Source organism: Nostoc sp. DSM 114161, assembly GCF_052692665.1.
In genome coordinates this window covers 1196635-1210018 of sequence record NZ_CP195141.1, presented here as the reverse complement: position 1 = coordinate 1210018, position 13384 = coordinate 1196635, and the positions used below count along the sequence as shown (strand labels likewise).

Here is a 13384-nt window from a genome sequence, read left to right as displayed (position 1 = left end):
TCTGCGTTTAACTCTGCGTCCCTCTGCGTTAAAAAATATTACTTCTACACCTGAGTTAACTAATAAATTTCTAAATCATAAACAAGCCCTTGTAACATAAAAATACTAATATGAAAATTCTCCAAATAAAACCCCATTTTCGTGCTGAAATTATCGAACCCAAGCACGTCTATTTATTAAGTGAGTCTTCGACCCATGCCCTTACCGGAGAACTTTACTGCCAACTAATTCCCCTCCTCAACGGCAACTATACCGTTGATGAAATTATCAATAAACTGCAAGTAGATCCCAGTCACATTGACTATGCTCTAGAACGCTTGCAAGCCAGAGGCTACCTAACTGAAGCCATCCCCCAACTTACTCCAGAAGCAGTTGCCTTTTGGGGTTTGCTAAAAGTAGAACCCCAAGTTGCCTACCAATGTTTGCAGCAAACCCAAGTTTATGTTTCTTCAGTTGCCAATCTTCCCACCCAACCATTAATAACAGCTTTAGAAGAAGTGGGAATCAAAGCTATCAAGTGGGATGGAGAATTACAAGAATTTCCGCCTCATTCTCTGCTAGTTGTTTTAACCGATGACTATCTCCAACCCCAACTGAATAAAATCAATCAAATAGCCCTAAAAGCCAATCAACCTTGGCTGCTAATTAAACCCGTTGGTACAATTCTTTGGTTAGGGCCAATCTTTCAACCTCAAATAACAGGCTGTTGGCAATGTCTCGCTCAACGTCTCAGGGTTAACCGAGAAGTCGAAGCCTCTGTTTTAAAGCAAAAAAACAATTCATTGCAACTTTCTCCTAGCCAAGAGTCAAACTCTTCTGTGCTGCAAAGAAATGGAAATGGAGTAAAGTCAGAGGTAGTTGAATGTCTTCCTCCTCCCGCAGCGGTAATTCCATCTACTCTACAAACTGCCTTGCACCTAGCAACTACAGAAATTGCTAAATGGATTGTTAAACAAGGTGTAGAAGACACAACACCCTTCCCTACCTTAGAAGGAAAAATTATCACCTTTGACCAGAGAAACTTAGATATCCAAACCCACATTCTTAGTTTACGTCCCCAATGTCCCAGCTGCGGCAACCCCAATCTATTAACTGAACGAGCTTTTCAACCTTTAGTTCTCAGCAGCCGCAAAAAGCAATTTACCAGCGATGGCGGACATCGTGCTTTGTCTCCCGACCAAACTGTTAATCGCTATCAACACCTAATTAGTCCTATTACAGGAGTGGTCACTTCCTTAGTCCGGGCTTCTGACCCTAATGACAGCTTGAACCATACATACAACGCCGTTCATAGCTTTGCAGTTGCTTCCAATATAGGAAAAATGCGCCGTTATCTCAAGCACAAAAGTAGCGGTAAAGGGAAAACAGACTCCCAATCAAAAGCCAGTGGATTTTGTGAAGCCATTGAACGCTATTCTGGCGTCTACCAAGGTGACGAACCCCGAATTAGTGCCACTTTAGCCGAGTTAGGAGATAAAGCCATCCACCCAGCAAAGTGTTCGCTTTTTAGCTCCGAACAATATGAATATCGTGAAGAATTCAACCAAAGAGGTGGGGTGTTTGATTGGATTCCTCAACCCTTCGACGAAACTAAAGTCATTGAATGGACTCCCGTTTGGTCTTTAACCGAGCAAACCCACAAATATATTCCCACGGCTTATTGTTACTACGGCTATCCTCTCCCCGAAGACCATGAATTTTGTCGCGCCAACTCTAATGGCGATGCCACTGGTAATACTCTCGAAGAAGCAATTCTGCAAGGATTCTTTGAAATAGTCGAACGGGATAGCGTAGCAATTTGGTGGTACAACCGCTTAAAGCGTCCCGCCATTGATTTAGCTAGTTTTAACGAACCCTATTTGCTGGAAGTGCAAGATTTATACAGAAATAACAATCGTGACTTGTGGGTAATTGATATTACCGCAGATTTAGGCATTCCCACTTTTGTTGCCGTCTCTTATCTTAAAGATAGCAAACACCAAACAATTCTCCTGGGTTTCGGAACGCATTTTGACCCTAAAATTGCCATCTTACGGGCAGTTACCGAAGTCAATCAAGTTGGGTTTACTTGTGATGGTGTAGAAGTGGCTAAAGAGTTTGTGGAAATGCGAGAATGGTTTAAAAAAGCAACCATTGAAAATCAGCCTTATTTAGTTCCAGACTCTACAGTTCCAGCAAAACTATATCAAGATTATCAACAGCGTTGGAGCGATGATATTTATGAAGATGTCATGACTTGTGTAGAAATTGCCAAAAATGCTGGATTAGAAACTTTAGTACTGGATAAAACTCGCCCAGATATCGGCTTAAATGTTGCCAAGGTTATCGTTCCAGAAATGCCACATTACTGGCTGAGAATGGGGGCAAAACGCATCTATGATGTTCCTGTAAAAATGGGCTGGTTATCTACACCATTAACAGAAGAACAAATGAATCCGATATCAGTGCCAATCTAATACTTACCTTAGCGATTGGAAATCGCGGCTACACAGACAAAACCCACCTCCGTGGGTTTAAACTTCATTTTGTGTTAGTCAAGAATTCAAGGTGCGTTGCGCTGCGCGACAACGCACCCTACATCTTTATAGTATTAGTAGCAAGTTTAATTTTTGCTGATTATCTTCATCAATACCATGAACTCACCTTTCACCATTTCCTTATCACAAAAAATAGATTTAATTCCAGAAAATGAGCGAATTATTCTCAAATCTAATACTTACAAACTAACCTTATCTCACCCACAACCTGGTTTAAAATCTGCATTCAATCATCTCAAGCATTCCCCTACAACTCTCTCCGAACTGAGACAATTAGTTGTAGAAACTGATGGAGTTGAAGAAAAAGATAAATTTGATAAATACCTGCAAGGGCTAACTAACTTAGGCTGGATTTGTCATTCAGTTTATCCCCTGGCGACTGCTATCCCGATGACGGGAAACTATCAATTTAACTATCCAAAAATAGAAGATTGGCAACAACAAACATTTACTCTATCTCGGTTTGCCTATTTGCATCAAGTAAATGGGGAAATGGTTTTAGAATCTCCCCAGTCTCAAACCAAAATAATTTTATTAGATTGGCGAGCAACAGCCCTAATTACTAAATTATCTCAGCCCCAAACTAGCAAGACATTAATCGCAGGAATTCCAGACATTACAGAAGAACTAGCACAACAATTTCTCAGTCTGCTTTTAGCCACTCAAATGCTATCTTCAGAAACCGAAAATTCTCATCTCATCCAATGGGAATTTCACGACCTCCTCTTCCACAGTCGCAGTCGTAAAGGTAGACATACCAATCCAGTAGGGGGAACATATCGCTTCTTAGACAAAATAGAACCTCTACCTGTGGTCAAGCCGCCCATGAGCGATAAGGTCATTCAATTATATAAACCCGATTTAGAAAATTTAGCAAAAACAGATATTTCTTTCACCCAAGTATTAGAATCAAGACGCTCAATTCGAGAGTATGGCGAAAACCCAATTACCATAGAACAATTAGGAGAATTATTATATCGTTCTGCGAGAATCCAGGAGATAATTGATAAAGAAAAAATGGGACAATTAAGCCGTCGTCCTTATCCAGGAGGCGGTGCTATTCATGAGTTAGAGATTTATCCACTGATTAACTACTGTGAAGGAGTAGAACCCGCACTATATCATTATCGTCCTGATACCCATGAATTAGAGTTAGTTTCTGAGTGGAGTCAAGAAGTAGAAGCTTTAATTACAGAGGCTTGTTTATCTAATGGTAGCCAGAAAATGCCCCAAGTTTTGATCGTAATTACTGCGAGATTCAACCGCATGTTTTGGAAATACCAATCAATGGCCTACGCCGCAATTTTAAAACACGTTGGAGTTTTATACCAAACCCTCTATTTAGTATCAACCGCAATGAATTTAGCCCCTTGTGGAATAGGTGCGGGTAATTCAGATATCTTTGCTAAAGCAACAGGAATTGACTACTATGAAGAATCTTCTGTTGGCGAGTTTATACTAGGTACAGTCAAACAGTCGTGATTGAACAAGGCAAAAGTCGTATGACAGAGCAAACAGAATCATTACAATCAGTCCTTGTATTTGATGGACAAGACGACTCGATAAACTTAGGCAAAAAACCTGAATTTAAAATCGAGAAAGAAATTACTTTAGAAGCTTGGGTTTATTGCCAAAATCAACGACGACGGACTGGTATCATTTCTAATGTTTTTGACACAACCGCAAAAGAAAGTGGATATGGTCTGCTTCTCGATGGTAAGAGTGGGATATTTTTTGCCTTGAAAACTGCATCCCAAGGAATTTATTATGTCAGCAGTAAGGTTGATAGTTTAAAGCTCAATCAATGGCATCATCTAGCTGGAACCTACGATGGTAAGCAGATAAAAGTGTATATTGACGGCGTAGAAAAAGCCACTAAAGCAGCTTCCAACTCTCTAATTAATTACGAACCCGAAAATGATTTATACATCGGGACGTACAAAGATAATAATGAAACCTACCCGTTTCAAGGAAAAATTGCTGAAGTTCGCATTTGGAAAGTAGCTCGAACTCAAAAAGAAATTCAAAATAATCTCTACCAACGTCTTCGAGGAAATGAACCGGGGTTAATTGGTTATTGGCCTTTAAATGAAGGTAGCAACAATATAACTCATGACCGAACCACCAATGCCAATCATGGTACTATTAACAGTGCTAATTGGGAACAGTCACAAGTGCCCTTTGCTAATCCTCAATCTCATGATTTAATAGTTGCCAAAACCGTAACCACAGAAAAAGAAACTACCTTAGAGTTGAACCCAGTAGAACAGAAACTAACTCAAAATCCTGAGCAAGCAAAAGAGATTGAAAAACATCTTTTGGCAACTGGACTTGAAGACTATGGATTTTGGTGGCAAGAAATGTTGAAAGCGCAAGCTCAGAAAACTGAGCCAGATAAACCTTTTCGTCGCGGTCGAATTTGGGCTTAATATAGCAGAATTTAAAATTGTATGTAATAGGCGATATATCTGTTCAAATAGATAATCTTTCCACAAAACTTTGATGTTCTGGTGTAGATAATCCCTGCTGTAAAACTGCTAAAACTTTAGCTAAATTCCCTGATAATAAAGCCGCTTTATCTAACCACAATCCCGGAAATACTTGAGAACAGACTATACCATTACTATTTGTTTCAAGTTTAATATATTCGCCTTCACTCAACTTAAACCAATCAAATTGCTGGTCATAAACTCGCCAAACTAAATATTCCTGTACTTTATTACGGCGATAAACTTTGAGTTTTTCATGCAAATCATAAGAAGCACTAGACGCAGCAATTTCTACAATCAATTCTGGCGCACCTTCTAAATAATCATCTTCAGTAATTTGAGTTTGTCCACCTTGTTCTATTCTTAATAAAGCATCTGGTTGCGGTTCGTTATCAGCATCTAATAAAACAGTGGTATTATCTGCAAAACCTACACCTGGTGTCGCTGCTTTGTAAGCTCCCAGCCAAGCCATGATGTAAGCATGAGGTTCTCCATGACTCTTGATTCTCAATGGGGATGCCACGTAAACAACTCCTTCAATCAATTCTGCTTTTTTCAGATTTGGCATAGCATGGTAGCGGCGTTCAAATTCAGCACGGGTGAGTTTGTCGCCATTTTCTAAAGGCGGAATTGTCAAAACTTTAGAACTTGCGTTAGCAGATATCATAAATTTTCAAGGATAATGGTGAATTACTGACATTATTAATTTTATAGCAGGAGGCAGAAGGCAAGAGGTAAAACTATTGCTATTCCTAGCAATCACGCTTGTCATTATGTCCTAACCTATGTGGCTACGGCTATAGTATTTCTTGTTTTTACATATTTATTGTTAAACAAGCAACAAACCTAGAATCAGCCAGATTTGCTACGGTAGCAAGATTTGATGAGATAGCAACAATTTAGCAATTAATCATTAAAAATTACTGGTGCTGAAATTATACCTTTTGCTTCTAATACTGCCGCAACTTGTAAAATTAAGGCTTCATTATATGGTGCTGCTATCAATTGGACGCCCAAAGGTAAAGCATCAGGACGTTGAATTGGTACTGATAAAACAGGTAAACCAATAAAAGATAATGGCTGAGTAAATAACCCCAAATGAGGACGAATCAAGATTTCTTCACCGTCCAAAATCATAGTTTCTTGACCAATTAACGGGGCAGAAATTGGTGTAGTTGGGGCAAGAATGATATCGACATTTTGAAATACTTCCCGCACGCGATCGCGGTACCATCTTCTAAAGCGTTGCGCTTGCAGATACCAACTACTAGGAATTAACGCCCCAGCCAAAAAGCGATCGCGTGTTGCCGGATCGAAATCCTCTGGACGCCTTTGCAACTTATCCAAATGCAGATTTGCCCCTTCAGTTGCTGTAATCACAAACGCCGCAGCACGGGCGCGGTGTACTTCTGGTATGCTGACATACTCAGTTACATCCAAAGCCTCAGCAACTTTTTGCACTGCTGCTAAAGCTTCCGCTTGGGCACCTTTGGTGAAATAATCAGCAGCGATGCCTTCTCTACGAGACGCTCCGCAAACGGCAGACTTCGCCAACGCAATTTTAATTGCAGAGATATCTTCATTAGATGTTACATGTAACGTCTTCACAGGAGGACGCTTGGTGCAAATTGGATCGCGATCGTCTTTTCCTTGCAACACATCAAACACCGCAGCAATATCTTGCACCGAACGTGCAAAACACCCAATGTGGTCAAAACTGCTAGAAAATAAAGTCACCCCAGCGCGAGACAATCTGCCATAAGTCGGCTTCAAACCAAAAACCCCACACAAAGCCGCCGGAACGCGAATCGAACCATTAGTATCAGAACCCAGCGTCAGGGGAACCAACCCACCAGCCACAGCAGCCGCCGAACCACCAGACGAACCCCCAGCAACTCGCTGCAAATCATGGGGATTATGAGTAGCACCATAATGGGAATTTTCCGTTACAAACCCATAGGCGTACTCATCCATATTTAAAGCACCAAGCAGCACCGCACCGGCTTGCTTCAACTTGGCCACTGCGGTTGCATCTTGGGTAGCTGGTGGGTTGTCTGCATTGATTTTCGACCCCGCCAAAGTCGTCAAACCGGCAATATCAAAGAGATTTTTCACCGCAAAAGGTACACCAGCAAGTATTCCAGGGTTATTACCTTGGGCAATTTCGCTGTCAATGCGTGCAGCATCAGCCAAAGCCGCTTCAGCGGTGATAGTTGTAAAACAGTTGAATTGATGATTCCGCGTTGCTATGCGTGCTAACGCAGCCTTGGTAACATCTACCGCACTAACATTGCCTTCACGTACAGCAGCTGCTATGGTTATGGCATCCGCTGAATCAAAATTCATGCTGGAATATTTAGGAGATCGCACGTTTAGCTTTTTGAGTAATAGCAGTCCGCATAGTTTTTGCTAGTTGTAGCAAAATAACTGTCAGACCTACATCTAAAATACAAGATAATAGAAACCAAACTGGTAGAAATTTATCTTCAGGATTTTTTGCGGCTTGTGTAAAAGCGATACGCCCGACAGCATTTGAGCCAATCATAAAAGCATACAACGGCCCGATCGCCGATCGCACTTTTTCGCCCAAGCTTGTTAGATCGCCACCTTCGCCTTTAAATCGGTCAGCAAAAGTAGATAAAGTGTTAGCGATTCCCCAAAGGCTGTATAGCGGAATTATAAATCGAGCGATCGCACCTCCTGGACTAATTGGATATTCGTGGAACAGATTCTTTAAATCTGCGTGGAGACGATGTAACCAAACCAAAAAAACAATGATTGAAGTCACACCAACAATCAACGAAACTATTGATAACAGTCCATCCAATAAAGCAAGTAGCTGATAAACGGGCTGTGCAATTACTTGCAACAAAGATAACAGTGTAGATACCAGCCCAATTCCCAAAACTACCCAAAGTATACGCACCAACAATCTACCCACACCCGCTGACTTCAAAGACTCAGCATCATTCAAATTATTCATTGCATCTTTCCAATAGTATTGTCGGCTAATATATTAGTGCTGTGATTATACTTAGCACTCAGTACAATTACTATAAATTAGCCGATTCTTGAAGCTACTATGGTTCAAATATCGGTGCTACTTCAATTTCTTCAGGTAAAGGAAGAGAATTTACGATATTAGCGATCGCCTTAATTCTCTCAAAATTTGCCACTACCCCATCAAAATACTCATCTGCGATCTCCAAATCCAACAATAACCCCATCTGCTTAACATACTCCTCCAAATCAAACCCTTGACCTTCCATCTCTCCTCCTCTGCGTCCTTGGCGTCTTGGCGGTTCGTTAATTATAAATCTATAACTTCTTCCGGCAACTCAAATAAACCATCTTCCCCAGCTACAAAATCAATCACCCGATACACAGCATCAATATTCAACTCCCCATAAATATGAGGAAATAACTCTCCTATTTCCGCCTCCTCATCACGAATCTCAGCTTTTACTTTCTCTAAATCAATAAAAAGTAGAACCAAATCTTTTCCATTCTTAAAAAATCTATTTGCAACTTTAACAATTTGTGTTGACCTGGAACAATGAATAAAACCTTCAGAATCCAGTGAATCAGATCGATAGCTGCCTAATTTTTTTGCTTGTTTCCATTGTTGGCGTTGAGTGATATGAAGAATAGTATTCATGTTTCTTGCATCATTTTACGAATATCATCATTATCTTTTCCTCACGCAGAGACGCAGAGACACAGAGTTTCTTTCTCTGCGCCTCTGCGCCTCTGCGTGAGGTAACTACAAATTCTTTGGAATGCAAACATCTGGCGCACACAACCCAACAAACTCCAACGTTATCACCTCAAAAGAATTCAAATCCACACGTCGAATCACATGATTATTAGTATCACTAATATATAGATATGAACCCCAAACACTCAATCCCGAAGGTTCAAAAAACCGAGTATTCTTACCCTGTCCATCTTGTAAACCAACAGTACCATCTCCCAAAACTGTTTGACAATTACCGCTAGGACTGACTAATTTAATTTTGTGATTGTAACTATCCGCCACCCACAAAAAATTCTGTGCATATTCCACCCCTAAACAATGCTGCAAACGAACATTTTCACCTTGTCCATCAACATCACCAAAACCAAATAAATCTCCGCTACCACAAACAGTCCGTACTTGGTAAGGTTCTACAATTCCAACACCACGAATCGAACTAACTTCACTGTCAGCAATATATAATTCTTGCCCATTATGACTGATACCACTAGGTTGAGCAAATGCAGATTCAGCCAGCGAACCATCAATACACGCTTCTGCACCCATACCAGCATAGGGTTTAACAACGCCTGTTTCTAAATCCATCTGCCAAATTTGATGCGACCCCGCCATTGCAATGAACAAGGAATTTCCCACTTTCACTAAATCCCAAGGAGAATTCAGCGCAGTTTCTAAACCAGCACCGCCATGAAGTTGAATTTTGCGGCTTTGTTCTCCAGTTCCGGCGATAGTTTCTACTAGCTGGTGCTGCAAATCAACTCGTCGCAGCACATGGTTTTCTGTATCAACTACATAAAGCATTTGATTTTCTGCATCAAATGTCATTCCCTGCGGCGCAAAAAATTGTGCTTCGTCAAAAGCACCATCAGTTAAACCAGATTTTCCAGTACCAATTAAATGAAGAATTTCGCCATCAAAGGTACTCATAACTAGGCGATGATGTCCAGAGTCAGCAATAAATAAACCTGCTTCGGTAGCTAGAACCTTACCAGGAAAAGCTAAAGGTGTGATTAACGGTTGGCGTTGTTTTTCTAAAGTCAAGCTAAGTTCTTGAAAATTAATTGTACCTTTGTCGTGGTGTTGCTGAATTAAGCGTTGAATCAACTCTTCTAAAACGTTACGCTTTCCTTCACCAGAGACAGAACCAATTACATAACCTTCTGGGTCGATAATCATTAAAGTCGGCCAAGCACGCACAGCATACTCTTCCCAAACTCGAAAACCGCTATCAACTATAACTGGGTGTTCGATGTCATAGCGCAAGATAGCTTGGCGGATGTTTTCGGTTTCTTTTTCGTTATCAAATTTACCAGAATGAACGCCGATAATAGTAAGGCTGTCTTGATATTTTTGTTCTAAATATTTCAGGTCTGGCAGAATATGTAGACAATTAATACAACAATATGTCCAAAAGTCTAAAATTACAACTCTACCCTTGAGTTGTTTGAGAGATAGAGGTTTGTCTGTATTCAGCCAAGAATAATTTTGTGGTAATTCTGGCGCTCTGACACGAGGTATCATAAAGTGTTGTTTGCTAAAGTTTACTCATGCGTTTAAGTTTAAATTCAAATCTCTAATCATTGCACAATGATATTTGAAATTAACTAAATATCAATTCCCTAACATTTAAACTTGATTTTTGTATATTACACCCCATCTGATGATTTAGCATAAATTGAGGTATAATCTTCCTTTAAACTAGTACTTACCCAAATTTATGAACACTGTCTATATTTCAGATTTAGACGGTACGTTGCTTGGAAATAATGCAAAACTTTCTTCTTTTAGTAAGGAAGTTTTGAATGAACTCTTACAAAAAGGACTACTCTTTACAGTAGCCAGTGCGCGTAGTGTTGTTTCTATGCAAACGATGTTAAAGGGTTTAAATCTTCGTCTCCCAGTTATCGAATTCAATGGTGCTTTCATTTCTGATTTTGATTCTGGCAGACACGAAATCATTAATTCTATTACTCCTGATATAGTTGAAAGTATTTACAAACTGATTTTGGAGTTTCGCTGTGTTCCTTTTGTATCTAGCTTCAATGGTACAGAAGATTGCGTCTATTATAAGGATGTAATCAACGATGGTATGCGTTGGTATCTTAACGATCGCCTGACAAACAAAGACCGCAGATGGCGAACAATCGAAGATTTGACGCATTCTTTTAGCGATCGCGTTGTTTGTCTCACAGTAATTGGTCACGCACAACAACTGCTCGAACTTGAAAGTGCAATTATTGAAATACATGGAGCCAGTGTAGAGACACACTTGATTGAAAATCAATATTCTCCAGGTTGGTACTGGTTAACAATTCATGACTACAGAGCTACCAAAGACCAAGCTATTCAGACTTTGGTAGAAAATTATGGATTAAAAGAAAGCGAAATTGTGGTGTTTGGCGATCAAATTAATGATATCAAAATGTTTAAAATTGCAACTCGCGCCATTGCAGTTGCTAACGCAAACCCCGAAGTCAAACGTTACGCGACATTAGTAATAGGCTCAAACGCAGAAGATAGCGTTGTTAAATACATTTTGCAGGATTGTTCAAACAGCTCTGCTGTATCGAAGTCTGACATACCCTAGTATTGTGCAGACGCTATTGGTATTTAGCTAAGAGTAATTTTGTCATAATTCTGAGTCTCTGGAACGAAGAATCATAGCAAAAGCAAATTTTTTCAGTTTCCAAAACTGTAACGAAACCAGCTAGTGATTGCTTAACTGCCATATTGGAAACACCTAAAAATTTCCCGTTCCAGTTATGTATTATTTAAGAAGTTTTAAAGTTAATGTTGGTAAAACGTTAACAAAGATGTTACCTGCTTTATGTTTATTGGGTTTGGTAAGTTGTCAAGCAGCTCAAAGTCGAGTTGAGCCAAATACGTCATTCCAATCTCAAACACTTGTGGTTTCTGGACGAGGAATGGTCGATATTCCCAAAACAAATGCACGAGTCAGTTTAGGCGTTCAGGTGCAGGGTGAAACATCTGGACTTGTGCAACAGGAACTTGCTAAGCGATCGCAAGCAGTTGTGAACTTATTAAAAACGCGTCAAGATGTGAGTAAATTAGAGACCACCAGTATCACTCTAAATCCCCGCTACAATCCAAAAGATGGTAAGCAAATTGGCTATTATGCAACTAATCTTGTCCGCTTCCAAATTGCTCCAGAAAAAATTGGTACTTTATTAGATGAAGCAATTAAAACAGGAGCTACACGAATTGATGGTATAACATTAGTAGCATCTGATGAAGCGATCGCTGCTGCACAAAAACAAGCGATCGATGCAGCTTCAAAAGATGCTCGCTCTCAAGCAGATGCAGCTCTTAGTGCTTTGCAACTCAAGCAACAAGAAATTGTCAGCATTCAAATTAACGGCGCTCGTCCACCTATACCAATAGCGATGGACATGACCGACTTAATACAAAAAGCAGCAGCTCCTATGAATTTAGCCAGTACGCCTGTTGTTGCTGGAGAACAAAGAATAGAAGCTTTTGTAACGTTACAAGTTCGCTATCAATCTGCTAATTAGTAACCACTTTACATAAACTAGAAATGGTTTTAGTGGATATCACTTTTGAAAGAACTTGATAAACTAACTTCTACAGAATTATCAGCTTGGGTACAACAAGCCAAAACCCAAGCTGAACGCGGACAAATTGCCTCGCGCATTCCCCAATTAGCTTTGGCTAATCCCAATTGGTTTGCAGTTCACATCTGTTGCAAATCAGGAAAAACTATCAGCTTTGGAGATACGGGTTGTTTGTTTCCGCTGATGAGTGTTATTAAAACGTTTTCCCTACTTTATCTTTTAGAACATCTAGGAGCAGAAACAGTTTTTGGCTGGGTTGGCGTGGAACCATCACATGCACCCTTCAATTCTTTAGAACAATTAGTTAGCGATCGCGGCCGCCCCCGCAACCCTATGATTAATAGCGGGGCAATTACCCTCGCTGATAAGTTACCAGGAAAAAACGCTAGCGAACGCACTCTTTTATTTTGTGAATGGCTCAATCAATTAGCAGGTTGCCAACTATACTTAGACGAAGCCATGTTGACTTCAGTGCGATTGACACGCTCAAAAGCCAATGAAGCGATCGCTAATTATCTTGCCGAAATTGGACATCTCGAAAATTTGGAAACAGCCCTTGACACCTACGAGCAAATATGTTGTCTTTCGGCAAGAGTTGAAGATTTAGCTTTGTTAGGAAAACTCCTAGCTTTTGAAAATAGTTGTATATCCGCACAAAATCGCCGAATTGTCAATGCAGTGATGTCAACTTGTGGACTTTATGAAGCTTCAGCCGAGTTTGCAGTTAGGATTGGTCTGCCGATGAAATCAGGCATTGGTGGTGGACTTGTAGCAATAGTACCAGGTAAAGGGGCGATCGCTTGTTATAGCCCCGCCTTGGATACAGTGGGAAATCCTGTAGCGGGGCTTGTTTTTATCGAAGCTTTATCGCAAAACTTAGGCTTAAGTATCTTCGGTTAAAAGGCAGTAGGAAAATCTTGATTATTTAGTTAATTCTCCTTTGCGTCTTTGCACCTTGACCTGATACCAATTCTCTATAAACTTGCACTGTAATGATTGTTCTTCTCT

The 13384-nt window shown here is 40.2% G+C and carries 12 protein-coding genes; 6 read left to right on the top strand and 6 right to left on the bottom strand.

Annotation, left to right across the window (positions count from 1 at the left end; all coding sequences use genetic code 11):
• The first annotated feature begins 110 nt into the window (after window positions 1-110).
• From NSTC745_RS05265 to NSTC745_RS05255, 3 genes are all read left to right on the top strand, one after another.
• Window positions 111-2456, top strand: coding sequence for a TOMM precursor leader peptide-binding protein (locus NSTC745_RS05265; RefSeq protein ID WP_445636204.1), 2346 nt, complete (start codon window positions 111-113; stop codon window positions 2454-2456).
• Window positions 2457-2633: 177 nt separating this feature from the next.
• Window positions 2634-4019: a SagB family peptide dehydrogenase gene (locus tag NSTC745_RS05260; protein ID WP_445636203.1), complete on the top strand. Its 1386-nt coding sequence runs from the start codon at window positions 2634-2636 to the stop codon at window positions 4017-4019.
• Between the two features lie 20 nt (window positions 4020-4039).
• Entirely contained in the window at window positions 4040-4966 is a 927-nt protein-coding gene (locus NSTC745_RS05255) for a LamG-like jellyroll fold domain-containing protein (protein WP_445636202.1), read from the top strand.
• A 43-nt stretch (window positions 4967-5009) separates the two neighbouring features.
• Here NSTC745_RS05255 and NSTC745_RS05250 read toward each other — a convergent pair whose 3' ends face one another.
• The 6 genes from NSTC745_RS05250 to NSTC745_RS05225 all read right to left on the bottom strand — a co-directional run bounded on the left by NSTC745_RS05250 (window position 5010) and on the right by NSTC745_RS05225 (window position 10304).
• On the bottom strand, window positions 5010-5693 hold the full coding sequence (locus NSTC745_RS05250; RefSeq protein WP_445636201.1) for a Uma2 family endonuclease: 684 nt from the start codon (window positions 5691-5693) through the stop codon (window positions 5010-5012).
• A 239-nt stretch (window positions 5694-5932) separates the two neighbouring features.
• A complete protein-coding gene (locus tag NSTC745_RS05245; protein WP_445636200.1) occupies window positions 5933-7372 on the bottom strand; it encodes an AtzE family amidohydrolase in 1440 nt (479 codons plus the stop codon).
• A gap of 10 nt (window positions 7373-7382) precedes the next feature.
• Entirely contained in the window at window positions 7383-8009 is a 627-nt protein-coding gene (locus NSTC745_RS05240) for a DUF4328 domain-containing protein (RefSeq protein ID WP_445636199.1), read from the bottom strand.
• Between the two features lie 97 nt (window positions 8010-8106).
• A complete protein-coding gene (locus NSTC745_RS05235; protein WP_445636198.1) occupies window positions 8107-8295 on the bottom strand; it encodes a DUF4089 domain-containing protein in 189 nt (62 codons plus the stop codon).
• A gap of 41 nt (window positions 8296-8336) precedes the next feature.
• Window positions 8337-8684, bottom strand: coding sequence for a DUF952 domain-containing protein (locus tag NSTC745_RS05230; protein ID WP_445636197.1), 348 nt, complete (start codon window positions 8682-8684; stop codon window positions 8337-8339).
• A 105-nt stretch (window positions 8685-8789) separates the two neighbouring features.
• Window positions 8790-10304 (bottom strand): thioredoxin-like domain-containing protein, encoded by a 1515-nt coding sequence (locus NSTC745_RS05225; RefSeq protein WP_445636196.1) that lies wholly within the window; start codon window positions 10302-10304, stop codon window positions 8790-8792.
• 196 nt (window positions 10305-10500) lie between these two features.
• Between NSTC745_RS05225 and NSTC745_RS05220 the strand changes: the two genes are divergently transcribed.
• From NSTC745_RS05220 to glsA, 3 genes are all read left to right on the top strand, one after another.
• On the top strand, window positions 10501-11370 hold the full coding sequence (locus tag NSTC745_RS05220; RefSeq protein WP_445636195.1) for an HAD family hydrolase: 870 nt from the start codon (window positions 10501-10503) through the stop codon (window positions 11368-11370).
• A gap of 226 nt (window positions 11371-11596) precedes the next feature.
• Complete coding sequence (locus NSTC745_RS05215; protein ID WP_445636194.1) at window positions 11597-12316, top strand: SIMPL domain-containing protein; 720 nt, start codon at window positions 11597-11599, stop codon at window positions 12314-12316.
• Window positions 12317-12361: 45 nt separating this feature from the next.
• A complete protein-coding gene (gene glsA, locus NSTC745_RS05210; protein WP_445636193.1) occupies window positions 12362-13276 on the top strand; it encodes a glutaminase A in 915 nt (304 codons plus the stop codon).
• The last annotated feature ends 108 nt before the right edge of the window (window positions 13277-13384 follow it).